The organism is Lyngbya sp. PCC 8106, from assembly GCF_000169095.1.
GTDB lineage: Bacteria > Cyanobacteriota > Cyanobacteriia > Cyanobacteriales > Microcoleaceae > Capilliphycus.
In genome coordinates this window covers 125597-145560 of record NZ_AAVU01000005.1, presented here as the reverse complement: position 1 = coordinate 145560, position 19964 = coordinate 125597, and the positions used below count along the sequence as shown (strand labels likewise).

At 42.2% G+C, this 19964-nt stretch carries 19 protein-coding genes; 9 read left to right on the top strand and 10 right to left on the bottom strand.

What is annotated here, in order from left to right:
* Positions 1–41: 41 nt before the first annotated feature.
* The 6 genes from L8106_RS05380 to L8106_RS05355 all read right to left on the bottom strand — a co-directional run bounded on the left by L8106_RS05380 (position 42) and on the right by L8106_RS05355 (position 7922).
* Entirely contained in the window at positions 42–1196 is a 1155-nt protein-coding gene (locus tag L8106_RS05380) for a glycosyltransferase family 4 protein (RefSeq protein WP_071941368.1), read from the bottom strand.
* A gap of 633 nt (positions 1197–1829) precedes the next feature.
* A complete protein-coding gene (locus L8106_RS05375; RefSeq protein WP_009783201.1) occupies positions 1830–2339 on the bottom strand; it encodes a hypothetical protein in 510 nt (169 codons plus the stop codon).
* Positions 2340–2563: 224 nt separating this feature from the next.
* The gene (locus tag L8106_RS05370) at positions 2564–3112 is read right to left on the bottom strand and encodes a hypothetical protein (protein ID WP_009783200.1); all 549 of its coding nucleotides are present in this window, start codon (positions 3110–3112) and stop codon (positions 2564–2566) included.
* A gap of 132 nt (positions 3113–3244) precedes the next feature.
* Positions 3245–4150 (bottom strand): 2-carboxy-1,4-naphthoquinone phytyltransferase, encoded by a 906-nt coding sequence (menA, locus tag L8106_RS05365; protein WP_009783199.1) that lies wholly within the window; start codon positions 4148–4150, stop codon positions 3245–3247.
* A 29-nt stretch (positions 4151–4179) separates the two neighbouring features.
* A complete protein-coding gene (locus L8106_RS05360; protein ID WP_009783198.1) occupies positions 4180–5553 on the bottom strand; it encodes a cytochrome P450 in 1374 nt (457 codons plus the stop codon).
* 218 nt (positions 5554–5771) lie between these two features.
* The gene (locus L8106_RS05355) at positions 5772–7922 is read right to left on the bottom strand and encodes a serine/threonine phosphatase (protein WP_009783197.1); all 2151 of its coding nucleotides are present in this window, start codon (positions 7920–7922) and stop codon (positions 5772–5774) included.
* A 120-nt stretch (positions 7923–8042) separates the two neighbouring features.
* On the opposite strand from L8106_RS05355, the gene L8106_RS05350 reads away from it, so the two are divergent.
* The 8 genes from L8106_RS05350 (at position 8043) to L8106_RS05315 (ending at position 13954) form a co-directional block, all read left to right on the top strand.
* Positions 8043–9128: a DUF3326 domain-containing protein gene (locus L8106_RS05350; RefSeq protein ID WP_009783196.1), complete on the top strand. Its 1086-nt coding sequence runs from the start codon at positions 8043–8045 to the stop codon at positions 9126–9128.
* Positions 9129–9163: 35 nt separating this feature from the next.
* Positions 9164–9763 (top strand): CPBP family intramembrane glutamic endopeptidase, encoded by a 600-nt coding sequence (locus L8106_RS05345; protein ID WP_039895561.1) that lies wholly within the window; start codon positions 9164–9166, stop codon positions 9761–9763.
* Positions 9764–9906: 143 nt separating this feature from the next.
* Positions 9907–10509: a Uma2 family endonuclease gene (locus L8106_RS05340; RefSeq protein WP_009783194.1), complete on the top strand. Its 603-nt coding sequence runs from the start codon at positions 9907–9909 to the stop codon at positions 10507–10509.
* A gap of 471 nt (positions 10510–10980) precedes the next feature.
* A complete protein-coding gene (locus L8106_RS05335) occupies positions 10981–11283 on the top strand; it encodes an RNA-binding protein (RefSeq protein WP_009783193.1) in 303 nt (100 codons plus the stop codon).
* 124 nt (positions 11284–11407) lie between these two features.
* Entirely contained in the window at positions 11408–11608 is a 201-nt protein-coding gene (gene rpsU, locus L8106_RS05330) for a 30S ribosomal protein S21 (protein WP_009783192.1), read from the top strand.
* Positions 11609–11930: 322 nt separating this feature from the next.
* Entirely contained in the window at positions 11931–12554 is a 624-nt protein-coding gene (locus tag L8106_RS05325; RefSeq protein ID WP_009783191.1) for a ParA family protein, read from the top strand.
* Positions 12555–12692: 138 nt separating this feature from the next.
* A complete protein-coding gene (locus tag L8106_RS05320) occupies positions 12693–13631 on the top strand; it encodes a succinylglutamate desuccinylase/aspartoacylase family protein (protein WP_009783190.1) in 939 nt (312 codons plus the stop codon).
* 23 nt (positions 13632–13654) lie between these two features.
* The gene (locus tag L8106_RS05315; RefSeq protein WP_009783189.1) at positions 13655–13954 is read left to right on the top strand and encodes a ferredoxin; all 300 of its coding nucleotides are present in this window, start codon (positions 13655–13657) and stop codon (positions 13952–13954) included.
* Between the two features lie 59 nt (positions 13955–14013).
* On the opposite strand, the gene L8106_RS05310 is transcribed toward L8106_RS05315, so the two are convergent.
* From L8106_RS05310 to L8106_RS05295, 4 genes are all read right to left on the bottom strand, one after another.
* Positions 14014–15063 (bottom strand): folate-binding protein YgfZ, encoded by a 1050-nt coding sequence (locus tag L8106_RS05310; protein ID WP_009783188.1) that lies wholly within the window; start codon positions 15061–15063, stop codon positions 14014–14016.
* A gap of 142 nt (positions 15064–15205) precedes the next feature.
* The gene (locus tag L8106_RS05305; protein ID WP_009783187.1) at positions 15206–16762 is read right to left on the bottom strand and encodes a hypothetical protein; all 1557 of its coding nucleotides are present in this window, start codon (positions 16760–16762) and stop codon (positions 15206–15208) included.
* Positions 16763–16871: 109 nt separating this feature from the next.
* Positions 16872–17528: a nitroreductase family protein gene (locus L8106_RS05300; RefSeq protein WP_009783186.1), complete on the bottom strand. Its 657-nt coding sequence runs from the start codon at positions 17526–17528 to the stop codon at positions 16872–16874.
* Between the two features lie 99 nt (positions 17529–17627).
* Positions 17628–18611 carry a GntR family transcriptional regulator gene (locus L8106_RS05295; RefSeq protein WP_009783185.1) on the bottom strand — a complete coding sequence of 328 codons (984 nt, stop codon included), beginning with the start codon at positions 18609–18611 and terminating at the stop codon, positions 17628–17630.
* Positions 18612–19105: 494 nt separating this feature from the next.
* Here L8106_RS05295 and L8106_RS05290 point away from each other — a divergent pair, with 494 nt between their 5' ends.
* Positions 19106–19855 carry a dienelactone hydrolase family protein gene (locus L8106_RS05290; protein WP_009783184.1) on the top strand — a complete coding sequence of 250 codons (750 nt, stop codon included), beginning with the start codon at positions 19106–19108 and terminating at the stop codon, positions 19853–19855.
* The last annotated feature ends 109 nt before the right edge of the window (positions 19856–19964 follow it).

Genomic DNA, 19964 nt, shown 5'->3' with positions numbered 1-19964 from the left:
ATCTACACCTCAATCATAAATTCAAAACATCAGATGTCAAGTTATTTCTCTACCAACTTCTCGGTATTAATACTGTTCGAGATGGGTTCAACGCTAACAGTGTTAGACTTTTGATTTTGTTGAAATGCTGCCCAATACAACTTGAACAAAGATTGATTATAGATCTTAATATCGAAGCACTTGACTTGATTTCTAGCAGCTTTACCCAATCTAAGCCTCAAGGACTCATCAGTCGTCAGAGAGCAGATAGTTGTAGCTAATTGCTCAATATTACCAGGTTCAACGAGCAAACCCGTCTCTCCATCGGTAATAACTTCGGGTATTCCACCGACTGGAGTTGTAATACATGGAAGTTCCCAACTCATGGCTTCTAGCAATGCCATTGGTAAACCTTCCTGGTAAGAAGGTAAAAGAAAGACATGAGCTTTAGCTAATAAATTATCTCGCTGTCTCTCATTAATCCATCCGGGAAATTGAACATTTTTTTCAATCCCTAAAGTTTTTGCTAACTGTCTAGCTTGCTCATCTTCTCCAGTTCCTGCGAGTATTAAATTGACTTGATTTTGCTGCTGAATAGGTAAAGTAGCAAATGCTTTTAGTAAGTCGTAAATCCCTTTTCGCTGATCAATTTTACCTAAAAATACAAAATTCAATAGAGGACTATTGCTACGGTTTGGGATTTGGGATGGAATGCTAACAGGATTATAGAGCAAGATGACTCGATCTTCGCTGAGATGACAATTTTTGATGTAGAACTGTTTCCAACTCTCGGATAAGACAATCACATATGTACATTGTTTTAAAATAAAGTTTACTATTTTTTTCAAGGGGGTAGAAAGTTGATTATAAAAAATATGAAATTCTGCTCCATGAGTATGTAATATTATAGGTTTATGGAAAGCCCAAGCGATTAAAATTAGAATAGATTTACGAATAAAACTCCCCTTTTCTGACAGATGAAGGTGAACTAAGTCTACTTTTCCTTGAATTAATTGAATTAAAAAGTTAATCACTGCTTGCAGAAAAACCTTGACATAAGAAGCTAAATATTGGCTAGACCTTTTACCATTCCACGTAGATATATGTCGAATCTCTATTGATTTACAAGTATTTTCTAAGATTAATTTTGAGACTTTACCCATTCCCCCTTTTTCTTCCAGACAAGGCCCCATCATAATGATTTTAAGTCTTTTCATATCTGTATTATTCATACCCGAGTTTAATTATAATGACAGTAGCTTATAGCTTTAGTCTAACTATATCCTACTTAATTCACGATTGGCAAGTAATTTCTGTAAAGATTACTTAAAGCAAATTTGATTTTGAGGCTCCAGGATCAGATCAGCCATTGATAGTTTCTTGTATTTTATCTTTATCCTTTCAACTGGTTTAGTCGAAGTGTCCTCGCCTCAGATGAGGGAAACATTGCCTGAGAGTGATCTATTCCCATCACAGAATTTCCAAACCTGAAAATGGGGTTAGGCGGCTAGAGCGATCTCGACATAGGATTTCCACTCCCCCAACCCCTCTCCGATGAGGAAAGGGGAGTTAAGAGAACATAAATTGATGATTTACAGATAAACCTCCAAAAATGTTTTCAGTTTCGTTTGTCCGACTTGGGTAATGGGATTGTATAGCACTACGCAAATTGGTTAGGACATTTCTAAATTCTGAAACCCTCTCAGGCGTGTGCATTCCTTGGCGGCTTACAAAGCCGCAGGGTCACACCGCTTTCATAGTCTGCTGTTCCCTAAGATTGCCAACTAAGTCTCGCCGGAAACCGCGCCGGGCCGCAAGGCAAGCGCTGTTCCCTGTTCCCTATTCCCGATTCAAGTAGCGCTATAATAGATTTCGTCTCGTTCATCGGGAGTAAAAAAGCGATAAAATCGTCCATCTTCATCAACTCGTCGCACATAAATAAGAGGAACTTTTACTACAGAAAGAAGTTCAGCTTTCAGGCGATCGCGTTTTTGAACATCAGGTAAATTATGAAAATAAGACTGACATTCTACCACAAGTTTTGCTTGACGATTAGCAGGAAAAGTTCGTTCCATTAATGCAATATCGACTTTTGAATTAACCCAAAATTTCCAAATGTCATTGGGTAGGTGACAAAACTCTGAACGAGAACAAATAATTTCTAAGGGTACTTGCGGACAATACCGAAAGCGATCGCCTAAAATTACTTCTAACATATCCATCACAGTCATTTCGTATTCATTGCTAATCTCGCCACTTTCAAAGCCGTGAAAATTTGACAACAACTCCTTAATATTATTGAGATCAAACTCGGTTGACAGGTTGGTGTTGATGGAATGGGAGTTTAGAGAAACAGTCATTTAATTTACCTTCAGTTAAGATTAGTGAGACTCTGAAGGGTTGTAGGTCACTTTCCATGTGTTTCGACTAAATATTCAGCTATCCAATTACCACTTTGATGACGATCAAACTAAATAAAAATAAAAGTTTTTTAGAGATTATTTGCTGTATTTAAAATGACAGATAAAGTAGTCCTCTCCAGAGGACTTAAAACTTTAGTCAGAGGATTTATTTTGGGGTTAATCTAACATCCCGCATCCCCAACAACGGGAATTTCTACCGTTTCCCCCGCTTGTTCAATTTGTAGAGTTCCCTGGGGAATTCCAACAGATTCTATTTCTCCTTTTTCCCCAAGTTCCACATCAACCGTTACCTCAATTTCTCCATCTTCACTAATAAACATTTGTGAGTTTTTTTGTCCGTAAAAATCTTCTCCCGTTGCTTCGGTTCGCTGAAATTTAACAAATTCACCGTTAATTTTCATTAGAGTTGAATTCGCTTCGGTTCCATTAAAAAAGAGTATTGTTTCAGGAGGGTTACTTCCAGATTTCCAGAGACTCATCCCACAACCTCCACCACCATTATCGAATAACTCATCCATCGTAAACCCTTCGACTTGGGGAACAGTTGCAACTTCTGTTACAGGCTTTATATTAGATGAATTGGTTTCAGTTTCAGGGGTTTGAGAGGGGACTGTTTCTCCATTCGTATTACCCACAGAAGATTGGGGAGTACAAGCAGATACACTCGCAAACAATAACAACGCCAAGCTACATTTAAAGATAGTTTTCATGGTGCTTTTCTCCCAGATTCTCCATTAAACTGCCTATTGATGAGGTACATTCGGCAGATTATTACTATGACTCTATTTTGAATCAATTGTTTCGGAAAAATTAGAAGAATTGGGAAAATTACACCGATGAATCTAGAAAGGAATTACAAACCCCAATCCTAACAGCAACCCACTCCAAAAATGTAGAGAAACCGCAATATATTTACAATTACTCACCAACTCTGGTTTATCGTGATTTAAACCCACATGACGACAAAGTTTAATTGCAGAAGGTAAACCCACAAAACTCAATAACGTCCAAATGGGAAACGTTCCTAAAATCACACTGACTCCTATAATTGCAAAGATTATACCACAAAAAACGGGCAGAAGTTGGGCGCCTCTTTTAGTTCCTAAACGCACAATTGGGGAATATTTTCCCGCAGCTAAGTCATCTTTGACTTGATGAAAATGGGAACAAAATAATATTAAAGTTGTGGAAATTCCGAGAATAATTGAAGCCGCAAAAGTTATACTTGACCAACTCTGAGTCTGACTATAATAAGCCGCAGAAACCGCCAACGGCCCAAACGCAAAAAAGCAAAGAAATTCACCTAAACCTTGATAACCTAAGCGGAAAGGCGGCCCCTGATAAAGATATCCCAGGAAACAACAACCCAGAATTAAACTAATTACAGTAAAGTCTTTTTGCCACCAACAAATTAAAAATATTTCAACAATTCCTATCGTTAGACAGAGTAAACCAATCGCAAAAATAATATTCTTTTTTCCGGTTAAATTAACTAAAGAATGAGCTTTATTTTTATCAATTCCTGTTTCTGAGTCAAATACATCGTTATGAATATTTTCCCAAGCTAATATTAAAATAGCCGCACTCATAAACGTTGTAAAAATTACCCAATTGATGGATTGTTGTTCAAACCAAGCAATTGCTGTCCCTAACCAAATTGGCATGATAGCAACGCTATACATTGGGGGTTTAATGGCGGCTAACCAGAGTTTATTTTGATTGGTGTCTGTAATCAGTTTTGTTGTCATAATCAGTATTTTAGTTGCTTAATCTGAGTTTAGTGGTTGACACTTTTACTAGCAATTCCTGCTTGCTTTCTCGTCAAAACTGTGAGTCTAAAATTAATCGAAGGAACAATTGTAATTCCTCGCCTAACAGGTTTAACGACATGACTTTGATTGAAAGCTAACTGATAGTTTAACAAAATTGTTGCTAAAATTAGCTTCATTTCAAATAAAGAAAGTGCCATCCCAATACAGCTACGATTTCCGCCTCCAAAGGGTAAATATTCATAGGGCGAAAATTTTTGTTCTAGGAAACGATTTGGATTAAACTGTTTAGAGTTGGGATAAATTTGCTCACGATGATGCGCCAGATGAATACAAGGGACTAATATTGTACCGGGTTTAAACTGATAATTCTCAATTTTGATACTTTCTTTAACGACTCTCGGTTGAGAAATTAACGCAATGGGATGAATTCGCAAAGTTTCTTGACAAACTGCATTGAGATAAGGCAGTTGGACAATATCCATCGGATCAGGATTTTCTCCCAAACTGTTTAATTCTTCTACTAATTGATTGACAATTTTTGGATAGCGATGAATCCAATAAAATGCCCAAGCTAAAGCTGATGCTGTGGTATCATGCCCTAAGAGTAATAATGTAATGAGTTGATCTCTGAGTTCTTGATCAGTTAGAGGTTGACCTGCTTCATCTTTCGCCGAAATGAGTAGTGAAAGAACATCTTCTCCGAGGGGTTTTGTTCGACGTTCAGCTATTTCAGCGTAAATTAAATCATCAATTTTTTTTCGTTGTTTTAGAAACTTTCCCCAAGGACTTTTCTGACCCAAATTTTGTTGTAAAGGCGGTAAGAAAAACTGAATTGAGTTGAGAGGTTTATTGACGCTTTCTAAATAGGGTTCAATCAGATGCTTGAGTTGAAAATAACGTCTATTTTCTTTCAGCCCTAAGACCACTTGCAAAATCACTTCTAGGGCGATTTCTGAGGTATAATCTCGAATTGAAATAAAATCACCTGGAGACCAATTTTGAGTCGCTTTTAGGGTTAAATTACAAATAGTTTGACCATAGGCAGGAAGTTGTTTACTATGCAAAGATGGCATCAATAATTGACGCAGACGTTGATGACGTTTTCCATCCTGCATAATTAACGATTGAGATCCCGTTAACGGTTGAAAGACGTGTGTAATTTTGCCGAGTTCAAATTTATCCGTATCGGTGGTAAAAATGGCTTCAATGGCTTCAGAATTGCTAAAAAAGACAATTGGAGGTGAGTTAAAACCCAGTACCCGTAACGTAAAACAATCTCCAAATTGGTTCGCACACCGTTCTAAAAATTGAGTAGGTTGGGCGATGATTTGTAAAGTTTGGAGTAACGCAGGTAGCCTGGGGCCATCAGGCAATCTCATAGATGTTTTTGTAGAGAATTCAGTACAAAGGGGTAGAAACGTTCTAGGGGAATGTCTCTAGCTCCTCTCTAATGAGCATACCATTTGAGTTGACCTCTAAAACTTTACAGAAAATTACGAATCAATGATAGCAGAGATCAAGTGATCTGACTTGTCTTGTCACTCAACTGCGGGAGTCCAATCATTTGTCATCATTGTTTCTCTATTCCCCATCTCCCCTATTTCCGACTGGGAGAGACTAACATCCGAATCGCAATAATCGTGATATTATCGTGACCATTGTGTTCGTTTGCTAGCTCAATTAACTGATTCACTCCAGCATCAAGATCGGTTTTGGGATTGAGTAGAGGATCAAGATGAGTAGCATAATAGATTTCGAGTAAATCATTGTCTGTTAACCCATCCGATGCTAAAATAAAGACAGTATCTTCTTGTACTTCCAAAAACTGGATATCGGGCTTAACGAAATTGCGATCGCGCGGGCCTAACGCTTGGGTCAGTTGGTAAGCATCAGGACGAGCGTAAGCCACATCTGGACTCACTCCCCGTTGAATTTCCCGTTGTCCGACTTCGTGATCAACCGTAATTTGTTCAATCCCCCGAGAAGTTAAACGATACAGCCGACTATCTCCGACATGAGCGATCGCCACTTGATTTTCAGCTACAATTGCCATCACTAGGGTTGTCCCCATGCGTCCAACTCCAGAACGAACCGCTTCCTGGTTGGCTTCATAAATTGTAGTATTGGCTTGGATAATCGCATTTTTGATCATCTCCGAGGTGGGGAGTTCACCCGTCAATTGGCTTTGAAAATATTGCTTGAGTGTATCGACAGCCAACTGACTCGCTACTTCACCACTGGCGTGTCCTCCCATACCATCACACAAAATATACAATCCTTTGGCTTCTACCACTCGTCCTTGAGGCGTTTGTTGTTCGTGTATTGTAGTTTGTACCCCAAACGAATCTTCATTGCGTTGACGTCGGCGACCAATATCAGTTGCTCCAACTGCCTCTAAATGCAACAATTGACTAAGACGAGGAATCGTGGGTGCAACGCTACCCCCAGTGGGTACATCAGTGATGTCGTCATCAACATCTTCCTGAATACGAGTTGGGGAAGAAATAGGAATAACCGGGGTTTCAGTCGAAGAAGAATTCAGTTCTTGTTCAACCTCTGCTAACTGATTTTGGAGTTGAGTAATCGTTTTAATTTCACCTTCATTTAGATCTCGAAGTAATTGAGTCAAAGAACCAAACAAAGTCCGCTGTGACTGTTGGATTAACGTTTTCCAAGCTTTACCTAAATCCGAGAGAGAAACAGTATCCGCTCGAAAATCCCGATACAACTTTTGTAAACAAATCTCGTGGGGAAAAGTCGGAGAAACCAGAATATTCGTTAATTCAAGTAAACTTTGACGACACTGAAACTCCTCCAAAGGTTCCCATAAATCCGCCATTTGTTGAAACCCAGAAAGAATTTGTTGAGGTGTGGTTTGTGAATCCTTAAACTTTTCGAGTAACATCGGAAAATTAGAGTAATTTTCCAGAAGAACAACCGTGTAGAGATCCGATTTCCACGCATCTTTAAGTTTGGGAAAATGGTTTTGAAACTGAGATTGTAAAATAAAATAAGCTTGCGCCGCAGCAATCACAAAAGTATCCATCTTCTCGGATGACGACAGTAGGTTAAGTTGGGCGGCTTCTAAGGGAGACATCTCAAGCGGCTGAGTATCAAGAACTTCTACCGTTACCGTTTCATCCGGTTTCAACGTCTCTAAGGGTTCAATCAGTTGATATCGCTGATTTTCATCTAAATACATTCCCTTGTCTAAGCCCGGAAGACAAGAGGCATCTGATTTTAACTCAACAGAGTCATTAGAGTCATCACTTGCATCAGGATCGAGAGCGTCACAAACAGGAATTTCACTTGCATCAAAAGCCTCTGAACCCCAAATCTGATCAGAAGCCACCGAATCAATTTCTACACCATTTTCACTCAAAGATGCCATCTGATCAGGAGTCAGTTCTGGCTCAGATTTAACCCAAGCCGCTTGAATTTTATCAGTTTGTGTCTGAGTTTCTTCAGAGATTTCAGCGATCGCGCCACCGAGTCGATCTCGTTCTGGTGAAGAGGAAGGATTTTCAACTCGATCAAGAATATCATGCTCACACTCAACAGGTAAGCGAGAAACAACCGCCAACCAAACCGTACCTGTCCTTGTACCACAATCAGGACAATCAAGCACACTCAGAGAAACCGTAGAACCACACTCACCACAAACACGCTGCGTTAAACTATAGCCGCATTTCTGACAAAACTTGTGATGACTCGGATTTTCAAACAGACATTGAGGACAAACCAGCATAACTCGATTCCCTAGAGCGATAAAATCGCGTTTGGGTTTTGGGCTTACAAACTTCCATTCTAAGGCACAATTTATCAGGAATGAGCAATCGCTGTTGTTGTCTGCGGAATTGAAATAATTATGTTTCGTCCATACACTGTAGTTTTAATCGTACCAACCGGAGTCGGTGCCGCCATTGGAGGGTATGCTGGAGATGCTTTACCTGTAGCGCGGGCGATGAGTCAAGTTTGCGATCGCCTGATTACTCATCCTAACGTTCTCAATGGCGCTCAACTCTATTGGCCTTTGTCAAATGTGTTTTATGTCGAAGGCTATGCACTCGATCAGTTTGCAAAAGGCTCTTGGGGGTTACAACCCGTTCATCAGAACCGTGTGGGGTTACTTCTCGATCAGGCCATTGAACCCGAGTTACGCCAACGCCATCTGCAAGTAGCTGATGCTGCACGAGCGACGCTAGGTTTAAGTTTAACCGATTATGTCGTTACAGATGCCCCAATAGAGGTTGAGCTACGAACGACGGCTTCAGGAGCCTCCTGGGGGACGATTGGCAACCCTGGTAGCTTGCTACGCGGCGCCGAAGTCTTGATTAAAAAAGCCAAAGCCAATGCGATCGCAGTTGTGACTCGATTTCCTGAAGATCAAGAAAGTCTCGCCCTCGAACAGTACCGACATGGCCAAGGTGTCGATCCTTTAGCGGGAGCAGAAGCCGTGATCTCTCACTTAATTGTCCGCCAGTTTAACATTCCTTGCGCTCATGCTCCGGCTTTATCGACTTTACCGCTCGATCCCGATTTATCGCCCCGTTCAGCCGCAGAAGAATTAGGGTATACTTTTCTTCCCTGTGTTTTGGTGGGGTTGAGTCGGGCGCCGCAGTTTGTGACTCCTGCATTCGAGACTCCGGGTTCCCATTTTTCATCGGATCTGATCTGGGGAAATACTGTCGATGCGGTTGTTGTTCCTGCCACAGCCTGCGGTGGGAGTGCTATTCTAAGTTTTAGTCATCACCAGACTCAGATTATTGCAGTGGAGGAAAATCAAACTCAGATGCAAGTTTCTCCAGAATCACTCGGAATAAAAGCTATCACGGTGAATTCTTATCTGGAAGCTTTAGGGGTTTTGGCGGCTTTTAGAGCCGGAATTGATCCCAATACTCTGCGTCCAAACCTGCTGGCGATCGCTAAAATTAATTCGAGTTCTAGTTGTTAGACTGGTCTTTTGTTTTTGAATTTTGTGGGAATATCGTGGTAGAACATAGTCCTAAAAATCCCGAGTTTGAATCGTTAACGCGCACCCAAGTTCTTGTGGCGATGGGGGGAACAGCGACGTTGCTGTTTATTGTCGCTAAATTGTGGCTTTCTTTGGGGAACATCGAGATGTTACCTCTGCATTTTACCCCTCTTGATCTCTTTTGGGGTTTGACCATTGGGATCGCTATTACTCTTGCTAGTTCGGTCATTTATCGCCTTTGGCCAGCTTATAGTCGCAGTGCTGATTTATATTTGAAGTTGGTACTGACTCCGCTATTGTGGCCGGATTTGTTGTGGTTAGGATTGTTACCGGGTTTAAGTGAGGAATTGCTTTTTCGAGGTGTGATTTTAGCTGCATTTGGCTTTACTCCGATGGGGTTAGTGATTTCTAGTGTTTGTTTTGGGGTGTTGCATTTTAGCGGTTCTCAACAATGGCCTTATGTAATTTGGGCAACCGTGGTTGGATTGATTTTGGGATATAGTGCGATCATCACAGGGAATGTATTTGTTCCGATTGTAGCTCATGTTTTTACCAACTTTATCTCCGGTTGTTTATGGAAGTTAAAGTATATCGGACAAGGAACAGAATTATAAATTATGAATGATCAAAAGATTGATTCTTAGAAGATAGAGATTTTTGTTTTCCGATTCGGGAGTTCTTTTCAGGATTGATCATTCTACATTCATAATTGAGTTCAAGGCTGACTTACTCAAATTTTAGGTGGAGATGATTGCTCATGCACATATCATTTGAATCAGAAACTCTATCTTTAGAAATACCTCGTGAAATCGTTCTCCATGTCACCCCAGAACAGTTTGAAGCGATCGCCATGACTAACCGGGATTTAAGACTAGAACGAACCTCACTTGGAGAGTTAATTGTGAATCCTCCCACGGGTGGCGAATCAGGTAAGCGGAACTTTAGTATTATTGGACAACTTGCTCGCTGGTATGAAGAACATCAAGAGTTAGGAGAAGCTTTCGATTCTTCGACAGGATTTAGACTTCCGAACGGTGCTAATCGTTCTCCGGATATGTCTTGGGTGAGTCGAAACCGTTGGGAAATGTTAACCGAAAAACAACAAAAAGGTTTTGTTCCCCTCTGTCCTGACTTTGTTGTAGAATTACGGTCTGAATCGGATCGTCTTTCCAAACTTCAAGCCAAACTGCGGGAATATATGGATAATGGCGCTCAACTTGGATGGTTAATTGATCCGCAAAATAAACAGGTAGAAATTTATCGAAAAGATCGGAATATCGAAGTTTTAGTTAATCCAACTCATCTTTCGGGTGAGGATGTTTTACCGGGGTTTATTTTAGACTTGAAACGGATATTGTAAAAGTTCAGAAAGATATAGATTGAGTTCAGAAAACTAAAATTCAAAGGAGAACCGATTTTCTCATTTAAAGGGATGGATTATAACTGGTACAGGATCGTTTCTTGAACTAAATAGGATAATCTAACCCAGTCTATATTAAGTACAACGGTATCAAGAATTGGTATAACTTTGCAAAGTTAATCAGTTTAGATAGAGAACATCAAGATCAAGATAGATTTGAACTGTGTCCTAATGTTCATGGGTAGTGCTATCAAAAGAGGACAGATGTGACAGTCACCGTAAATCACCTTCACTCAGTTTTGTAGGAACAGCATTGATGACTAAACAAGCCGTGCTACAATTAAGACTGAGAATTGGATATCGGTTGCAGTTGTTGCTTTCAGTGCTGACAGTTTCGTTCTGTTTTACTTGGCATTGCTCACCTTCCGAAATCTCTGTCTCTACATTCATCCGATTTGGGAGGTCAATTGTATGTCCGTTTATGTAGGTAATCTTTCTTACCAGGTAACTGAAGAAGATTTAAGATCGGTATTTGCTGAATATGGCACTGTTAAGCAAGTGAGCATCCCCACGGATCGCGAAACAGGTCGTCCTCGGGGCTTTGCGTTCGTCGAAATGGATGCGGATACCCAAGAGCAAGCAGCGATTGAGAAGCTCGATGGCGCGGAATGGATGGGACGTGACCTCAAAGTTAATAAAGCAAGACCTCGCGAAGATCGAGGTTCCTCCTTTGGTCAAGGAGGTAGAGGAGATCGTTTCTCTAACCGCTATTAAGTTCCGAGATTGACGGAGATCAAATTTAGACAGTATGCGACGGGATAAAACCCGTCTTGCTGCTGTCGAATGAAAGGCGATCTGTTGAGCAAGATCGGCAAAAATTTACAGGAGAGGAGATCGAATGGCTCAAGTTATCGTCGGTGAAAGTGAGCAACTAGAATCAGCTTTGCGTCGGTTCAAGCAAAAAGTCTCTCGGGCAGGTATTTTTGCAGACATGAAAAAGAACCGTCACTTTGAAACACTGGCTCAAAAACAAAAGCGGAAAGAAATCGCGAGACATCGGGAACGCCGACGTATGCGGAACTCTCGCAAACGGTTTTAAAATAACCAAATTGGAGAAAGGGTAAGTGTCGAATAAATCACTTTAACTCTCCTCAAACCTCTAACTCCCGAAGGCTTCATTTAGAGATTTCTTTGGGAGTTTATCTAAAAAAAATAATCCTCAGAGATGATTTAAGTTAATAATTGAGAGCGACAAGGGTTAATAGGAGAAGTTTACTATATACTAAAGTCTGTTCAGAGGTTGACCAACGGTCACAGCAGGCTCCGTCGTTTTACGGCGGAGTAATCTGTGACTCCCTTTTCTCCTTTTCGGAGAACCTAAAAATTAAGAGTCTCCTTTTTCTCCACCTTCTAAACAGACTATGCCCAAAATTCTTGTTATTACCAACGGCAAAGGTGGCGTGGGTAAAACGACAACCGCAGTCAACTTAGCCGCAATCCTTTCCAAACGCTTCTCAACGCTATTAGTCGATGCTGATCCGCAAAATTCGGCGGGCTGGTGGGTTAAGCGGGGTGAAATGCCTTTCGAGTTATCTTGTGAAACCCGTCCTCCACTGTTACAACAACTCAAACAAATCAAAAACGTTGACTTAGTTGTGATCGATACCCCACCTGCTTTACAATCAAGTTCTCTACTAACAGCGATCGCCATTGCGGATTTTCTAGTTCTCCCGAGTCAAGCCGCACCTATGGATTTAGTGGCTTTAATTGAAACCGTTAGACACACTATCGCTCCGGCAAAAGTCGCTTATCGGGTTCTCCTCACGAAAGTCGATCCTCGGAGTTTGGGGGATGCACTCGAAGCCCAAAAATCCTTGCAAGAAACCGGAATTCCAGTGTTTAGAAATTTCATTCGTTCCTACAAAGCCCACGAACGCTGTCCCCTCGACGGTGTACCCATTACCCAAGCCAAAAGCAACAACGCCCGTGAAGCCGCTTCTGATTATCGTCGAGTCGCCTCTGAACTCTTAAGTCATTTAAACTAAAAAACGAATAAAACCTTTGATTTTAAAAGCCTTTTCCCCTCTCGACAAACCATGAAGAAAACCTTGCGTGTCGTTGCTCGGATTATTCTACCCGATCAATTCGGCGTTACGATCTAATTTTATAGTGAATTGACCAGCATGATAGAAATTGGCGGATTTTCCGTTCCCCCTGCACACAAACGACGCATTGAAATTCCAGTCGCTCGTCTACCTACACAAACAATGTTGTCGTTACCTGTCGTTGTGATTAACGGTGTGACTAAGGGGCCGCGACTCTGGTTAAGTGCTGCAATTCATGGGGATGAACTCAATGGCGTGGAAATTATTCACCGAGTTCTCCAACAAATTTCGCCGCAAGAATTGCGAGGAACAGTGATCGCAGTTCCCATTGTAAATGTATTTGGGTTTATCGATCAATCTCGGTATCTTCCGGATCGTCGTGATCTCAATCGATCTTTTCCAGGTTCTAAACGGGGATCTTTGGGAGGACGGTTAGCATTGTTATTTATGGAAGAAATTGTTAACCGTTGTACCCATGGTATTGATTTACATACAGCTTCTGATCATCGCAATAATTTACCTCAAATTCGCGCCAACCTTGATGATCCCCAAACCTACGAATGTGCTAAAGCTTTTGGTGCGCCTGTGATTATTCACTCTCAAACCCGTGATGGTTCTCTGCGACAAGCTGCGACTCAACAGGGAATTCCGGTGTTACTCTACGAGGCGGGAGAGGCGTTACGCTTCGATCCTCATGCGATTGGGGTTGGGGTAGAAGGGGTGTTGCGGGTGATGACTGCTTTGGGAATGTACGAACCGAAAGTTCATTCTCGACCAAAGGCGCCGGTGGAAATCCGCAAGACTCGATGGATACGGGCTTCTAGCAGTGGAATTTTACTCTTGAGTGTTAAACTCGGGGAAAGAGTCTACGAAAAACAAATTCTAGGGGTAATCTCTGATGCGTTTGGAGATGCGAGTGTTCGGATACGCGCTCCAATTAATGGGTTGGTGATTTGTACTCAACAAAATCCTTTAGTCAATCAAGGCGATGCAATCATTCATTTAGCTGCTTTTTAAATTCTGATTATAATTATTTGGTTATGGCACATTTATGTTCAAAAAAGGTTCTTGTTTGTCAAAATCGCACCTGTCGTAAACAAGGTTCGGCTCAAGTCTTAGCTGCTTTTCAAGCGGAACCTATTCCTGATGTTGGGATTGAAGCGACAGGGTGTTTAGGACAATGTGGTAATGGGCCGATGGTGATAATTTTACCGGAAGAAGTCTGGTACAATCGCATTCAACCCGAAGAAGTTCCGACGATTGTTGAATATCATTTGTATGGTGGAGAACCTGTTCAAACTTTGCTCTATCAAAAATTTGCTCCACACCATTCGTCCTAAACTTGCGGGGAGAAAGAATTGATTTTCCTTCGTCATTCCTTCTTTCTCCTCCCGACCTTTTACTCCGCAGGATGGGTTAAAAATGGAACTTCTATAACTTCACCCTCGACTGTTCCGACTTTCACTTTTAAACCCTTTCCACCTGCTTTTGTGCGAATATAACCTAACCCTAAAAATCCGGCTTTAGTTTCAATAAAACTGGTCAGTTTACCAACCTTTTTATCCTCAACTTTAATTTCTGTTCCGACGGGGACAGCCGCCTCTAACTTCAGTCCCCAAAGTTGTTGTTTAACCCCTTTATAAGTGTTTAACCGAGCGATTGTTTCTTGACCAATATAGCAGCCTTTTTCAAAAGAGATTGTTTTCCATAATCCCGCTTCTAAAGGGTTATAATCATCAGTTAGTTCAGAGTCAGGTACAGGTCTTCCTTGCTCGATCCGAAGCTGTTCCCAGGTGCGATTTCCCATGGCGATCGCTCCTGATGCGATCAAGGTTTTCCAGATCGAAACGGCATGATCAACGGATACTATTAATGTATATCCTGTTGTCGTTAAACCGCTCCCAACGGCGACTCGAACCGGAATATTTTCTATTTCAACCTGTTGATGGGTTGCATAAGGTTGATCACTTAGAGGGGTTATTCCTAAGCGTTCTAAAAGTTGATGGCTTTGCGGCCCAATTAAACTAAAAATAGCATTTTGATCGCTAATATCTTTTAATTCAACTCGATCCATCGGAAATATATATCGATCTAGCCAGTCGATTAACATCTGACGACGGTTCGGTGAAACTAATATTAAAACCGCATCTTCGGTGACATAAAACGTGGTTAAATCGATTGTACGGGCTGTAGAACTAACAAACACGCTATCACATCCCTGTCCCGGTTGCAGAGATTGAATATTATTGGTACTTTGGTTGTGTAAAAACCGCAGTCGATCATCGTCAGAAATCTGGAGAAGTCCCCAATGACTCCGATCACATAACGCTACCCCGGTTTGAGTCGCCGCGATCGCTTCACTATCATTTCCAAAACTGAGAGGAACCGTTGTAGAGTCTTCTAATGTCGCACCTTGAGCGGTTTGAATTTCACGTAAAGGTTGAATCATAGTTTAGTATTTTAGGGTAAAGGTTGAGTCTATTAATCAGAAAAATTATGCCTAACTTCACGGATCGTGATTATTTCAAAATTATCCAACCCATGTTTAGAGGGCGCAAACCGCAGCGCCCCTGAGTGAATTCTTCGGTTAATTATTGGGGGATATGAACCCCAATTTTTTGACCATCCGGCTTATAAACTTCTAGAGGAATCTTAGCATTATCACTAATGGATTCTAGGGCAATTTTCAACGTTTGAACGTGTTTTTCCGCCTCATTGCGTTTTTGGGGGTTTCCACTGCGATCGCCTGTAATTGCAGTATTTTCAATTTTCTCCACATAGTTAGGAGCGAGGCGAACCGTAATCAAATCTCGACTCACACTATAACTACAAATAGTCGGAGAACCTGTACAAGCAGTTTTCAAATCTTGACGGGCTTTATTCACCCGAGAAGCGACCTTATTTTCCGCTTCTGCTTGCTTCCAAGACTCAGTATAAGACGTCATCAACGGTTGAATTTCCACATGATAGGAACTACTCACCGGAACTCGTTTCCCATAAGTCATCGCCTGACTCCAGTATTTTACCGCTTCTGACCAAGCCCCCCGCTCCGCGAAGATATTAGCTCGATCGGCATTATTCACCGCTCGGTTGTAAGCATCTTGTCCAACTTGTTCAATCGTTTTGCGATCTCGAGCATCTTCTAACTGAGGCTGATATCGCGCTAGCAACAGTTGCGCCTCTTGATAAGCTGTAGTTCCGGGGGTAACAGAAGCGAATGTATTGGTCGAACTCTGCCAGGTATCATAAACCAATTGCCAACTTTCCACGCCTCTGGCGACTCCCTGACGAGCTTGAGCGACTTGAGCGACTTTTTTGGCTTCGGCGAGGGTACGGCCGGCTTGACGTTCGAGAGCGAGGCGTCCTCTAACTTCGGCTAAATTTGCCCGATATTGTTCGAGTCGATTTTGAGCAAAAGGATAAATGGTATTCTCTGGGGGAACCTGTTCGAGTTGAGCGATCGCTTGTTCCCAGCGCGTTTTGATCTGATCCCACTCCTCAACTTCATAGGGAGGGTTTTGGGCTTCTTCTGAGGCTAACCCCGCCATCCATAAGGCTTTGACGACTGCCTCTAACTCTTTAGAATCTTGTTTATAAGTCGAGAAAAGCGCTCGGGCTTGGCGATGATAGGGCGACCAAAAAGGAATTTGTTGGAGTTGTTTGATTGCTCCATCTAGCTGTTCTTTGGCAATTCCAGGTGCTTGAGAAGTGGTTACATTTCTAATGGTTTCTTCCGACTTTTGAGCTTGTTGTTTGGCGGTATCAATCACCTGACATTCACCAATCACACAAGGGCGAGTTATCACATATACACAGCCAAAAATCGCCAATAAACTGATGCCAACTTGAGGAGTTAGTAAGTAATTCTTTGGTGTCTTTTCGGCGGGAACCTCTGGCTGTTCATCGAGGCTTTCCCGTAATGATTTTGACTGGGGGTTCTCAGATCCCGATTGGGGTTTCGCGTCAATTTCTTGGAGATCTTGAGGATCAAAAGGATTATCTTCCCAATCTGAAAATGGATTGAGTGTTTCGAGTTCCTCGCGTTTTTCTTGAATATCAACCGACGAATCTTGACGAACATCGGCAGTATTTTGGGCGTTATCTTTTTGTAATTGTCCTGACTTTTCTTTAATAAGTGTAGTTTTCATGGGTTATTTTCCTCTGATGCTAAAACACACCCGATTTGTGCTTGATAAAAGTGTTCGATACAGAAAAAATTATTCATCCTCAAGGCTACAATTTTGAAAACTAATTTCGTTAAATTTCAAAAAAATCACCATAGGTTTCTCCATAACAGACCGTTTGTATACTAAAGCGTCCGCCATACTTTTTAAACGGTTCCGAGGCATATCCCATCGCTACGATACAACAAACATCCACCTCCTCGGGAATTTTAAAGGCTTCCTTAACTTGAGTCGTCACAAATCCTTCCATCGGACAACTATCAACCCCGTAACTTTGAGCCACAATCATCAGATAAGCAACGGATAACATCGTGTGGCGGTTTGTCCAAGCTTCGAGAGAGTCAAAACTGGGACGATTTTCAAATAACGCCGGAACACTAGAGCGGATAAAATCAGCATAGGCATCATTCATCGCCGCTTGCTCTTTACCCAGTTCAATCACAGATTCAATATAATCAGATTGATTAACCCGGCGATCGCCACAGCAGATCAACACCACAGGTGCTTCTTCGACTTGACGCTGATCGAACGCACAAGCTTTCAACTTTTGTTTGTTTTCCTGACTGCGAACAACGATAAACCGCCAGGGTTGCAGGTTGTATCCAGAAGGAGCTTGTAAGCCAAGTCGGAGAATTTCCTGTATGATCACGCTGGGAATCATATCGCTTTTGAAAGCGCGAGCCGCCCGTCGCCGTTCGATCGCTTGTCTGAGATTAATAGAAGGTTCCATGATAGTTGTTTGAGTTTGATGAGTTGATCACAGGACAGGAGACGGAAGCATTAAACACCAGTTGCCATTTATTTTAAGGGAAGTTGTTGTCAATTTCTGCTATTTCAATCCCAACTCCCGTTTCAGTAGATTAATTGACTCGGCACCGATATAATTTTCACAGCAGAGCAGTTGCGGGGGACGGATAATTTCATCTCGGTTTCCTTGAACAGATTCTTTCACCGTTTCAAAACTCGCCTGATCGCAAATAATCACCCGAGCGCTGCGAACAATCGCGTTAATTTTGTAAGTATCCGTCAGTTGAGCGGTCATCACCAAGACTTGCTCACCTCGTAAGCTATGAATAATCACCTCTGTGGCTCGGAGCAACCCAGAACTAAGACTGACAATTCCCAAATAGGTGCCTTTGGGTAAATCTTGAACCAGTTCAATTTCACGAGCGTAGTCATAAATATCAATGGGAATCACCCGAACTGATTTGGGTGCTGCGATCGCTTCGGCTTGGCCAATAAAATAACGACTGGTGACAATGGTTCCCGATGGGACTTGCTCAATCGTTTCAGCGAGTTGTTCGACTGGGACTAACTGTACAGGAATCCGCAGGCATTGTTCAAGTTCCTGAGCCATCAACTGACCAATCCCAATATCTTGCATGGGGGCAGTCACCAAAACTCTAGCACTACATCGCAGACGCCAGTCTATCTCGGCTAAAAACAGTTCTCTGGCTTCGCTAAGGGTACAACCTTGAGAGAGAAGTTCATCTAAACCCCGTTGAATGATTTTGTTGGCTTCTGGATAATGCTCTAGGATCGGCGAATTCAGCCGAGAACCTCCTTCGTGACCCAAAGCTCGCACATAGATTCCGGAACCCGCCTGAGCTTCGACTAGACCGCTATCTTCAAGCTGACGGTAGACTTTGCTAATGGTATTACGGTGCAGTCCGGTTTGCATCGCGAGTTGACGGGTACTGGGTAAACGATGTCCCGGTGGATACTGTCGGGAGGCAATCGCAAACCGAATTTGGTTAAATAACTGGTTAGAGGCAGGAATGTCACTATCTGGCTGAATATAGAACTGAACCATAACAAATCTCCTTAAGTCAGCCCCAGAAGTTTAAAAACGAAACCTCTGTGCTTCATGGGTCTGTATAGGAATGTAACCTACCTCTGCCTAAAAGCGAGAGGCTTTCTTGAGCGACTACACACCCAACGCGACCAAAAACGAAAAACGATATGAGTTGTTTTTGATCAGGGGTCGTGTTGCTGCACCGACGGGTTACTCTCCTGTGCCGATGAACTCACCGACCGCCCCGATATCCTTGAGTCATCCCAGCCAAACTGGACACTATCACGGCTCTTAACAGGTTTGTGAGATCCGCGCCATCTCTTGGCTGTACTACAGAGCTGTTTTTCGGATAGGAGTGTTTTTGCTTTTTGGGCATCACTAATAAATTTATCACGAGTTTTGGTGAGTCACTTGTCTATTTAGGGGCAATGACCTGTACTATAGAATAGTTTAGTGAGAAATTATGTTTGGCAAAAATATTTTGATATAGAAGCTCCACGAGAATGAGAATTATGTCAGATTTAGAAATTCGCACGGCTAATATTACAGTGGCGAGCCGGGACTTACAGATCGCCGCTTATCTAGCTGAACCTGTTGGCGAGGGAGCATTTCCAGGTGTTGTTGTTATTCAAGAAATCTTTGGAGTCAATGATCACATTCGTGATGTGACTCGACGAATTGCTGCATTGGGCTATGTCGCGATCGCTCCGGCTATTTATCAACGTCAGGCTCCCGGTTTTGAAGTGGGTTACAGTTCAGAAGATTTACAATTGGGTCGAAAATATAAGGAGCAAACTATCGCATCGGAACTCTTAAGTGATGTACAAGCAACAATTGACTACCTGAAAAGTTTAAAATCAGTTCAGCCCGAGGGGTTTGGTTCGATTGGATTTTGTTTTGGGGGTCATGTCGTTTATTTGGCGGCGACTTTACCGGAGATTAAAGCAACGGCTTCGTTTTATGGGGCGGGAATTGTCACCGGAACTCCGGGTGGGGGTGAACCCACTGTTAACCGTACAGGCGATATTACAGGGGTCGTCTACGGGTTCTTTGGGACCGAAGATCCTTTAATTCCCAACGAACAGGTTGATCAAATTGAAGCGGCGTTGAAACAGCATCAAATTTCTCATCAAATTTTCCGCTACTCGGCGACTCATGGGTTCTTCTGTGATCAACGGGAGAGTTATGATCAAAAAGCAGCAGCAGACGCCTGGCAACAGGTTCAACAGCTTTTTAGTCACGAACTGAAAGCAACCGAGTAAACTAGGTATTGGGGCTTTACCTGGTTGCGACGAGAAGGCTCTCGCCACAATCTCTGATTTGGCGATGTGATCAATCGTCGTCAAATAAACAAAAGCCCGATAGGGCAGC

Bases quoted from the DNA above. Each gene is read 5' to 3' on its own strand.
- L8106_RS05380 (WP_071941368.1), bottom strand. From the start codon at position 1,196: ATGAAAAGACTTAAAATCATTATGATGGGGCCTTGTCTGGAAGAAAAA.
- L8106_RS05375 (WP_009783201.1), bottom strand. From the start codon at position 2,339: ATGACTGTTTCTCTAAACTCCCATTCCATCAACACCAACCTGTCAACC.
- L8106_RS05370 (WP_009783200.1), bottom strand. From the start codon at position 3,112: ATGAAAACTATCTTTAAATGTAGCTTGGCGTTGTTATTGTTTGCGAGT.
- menA (WP_009783199.1), bottom strand. From the start codon at position 4,150: ATGACAACAAAACTGATTACAGACACCAATCAAAATAAACTCTGGTTA.
- L8106_RS05360 (WP_009783198.1), bottom strand. From the start codon at position 5,553: ATGAGATTGCCTGATGGCCCCAGGCTACCTGCGTTACTCCAAACTTTA.
- L8106_RS05355 (WP_009783197.1), bottom strand. From the start codon at position 7,922: ATGCTGGTTTGTCCTCAATGTCTGTTTGAAAATCCGAGTCATCACAAG.
- L8106_RS05350 (WP_009783196.1), top strand. From the start codon at position 8,043: ATGTTTCGTCCATACACTGTAGTTTTAATCGTACCAACCGGAGTCGGT.
- L8106_RS05340 (WP_009783194.1), top strand. From the start codon at position 9,907: ATGCACATATCATTTGAATCAGAAACTCTATCTTTAGAAATACCTCGT.
- L8106_RS05335 (WP_009783193.1), top strand. From the start codon at position 10,981: ATGTCCGTTTATGTAGGTAATCTTTCTTACCAGGTAACTGAAGAAGAT.
- rpsU (WP_009783192.1), top strand. From the start codon at position 11,408: ATGGCTCAAGTTATCGTCGGTGAAAGTGAGCAACTAGAATCAGCTTTG.
- L8106_RS05325 (WP_009783191.1), top strand. From the start codon at position 11,931: ATGCCCAAAATTCTTGTTATTACCAACGGCAAAGGTGGCGTGGGTAAA.
- L8106_RS05320 (WP_009783190.1), top strand. From the start codon at position 12,693: ATGATAGAAATTGGCGGATTTTCCGTTCCCCCTGCACACAAACGACGC.
- L8106_RS05315 (WP_009783189.1), top strand. From the start codon at position 13,655: ATGGCACATTTATGTTCAAAAAAGGTTCTTGTTTGTCAAAATCGCACC.
- L8106_RS05310 (WP_009783188.1), bottom strand. From the start codon at position 15,063: ATGATTCAACCTTTACGTGAAATTCAAACCGCTCAAGGTGCGACATTA.
- L8106_RS05305 (WP_009783187.1), bottom strand. From the start codon at position 16,762: ATGAAAACTACACTTATTAAAGAAAAGTCAGGACAATTACAAAAAGAT.
- L8106_RS05300 (WP_009783186.1), bottom strand. From the start codon at position 17,528: ATGGAACCTTCTATTAATCTCAGACAAGCGATCGAACGGCGACGGGCG.
- L8106_RS05295 (WP_009783185.1), bottom strand. From the start codon at position 18,611: ATGGTTCAGTTCTATATTCAGCCAGATAGTGACATTCCTGCCTCTAAC.
- L8106_RS05290 (WP_009783184.1), top strand. From the start codon at position 19,106: ATGTCAGATTTAGAAATTCGCACGGCTAATATTACAGTGGCGAGCCGG.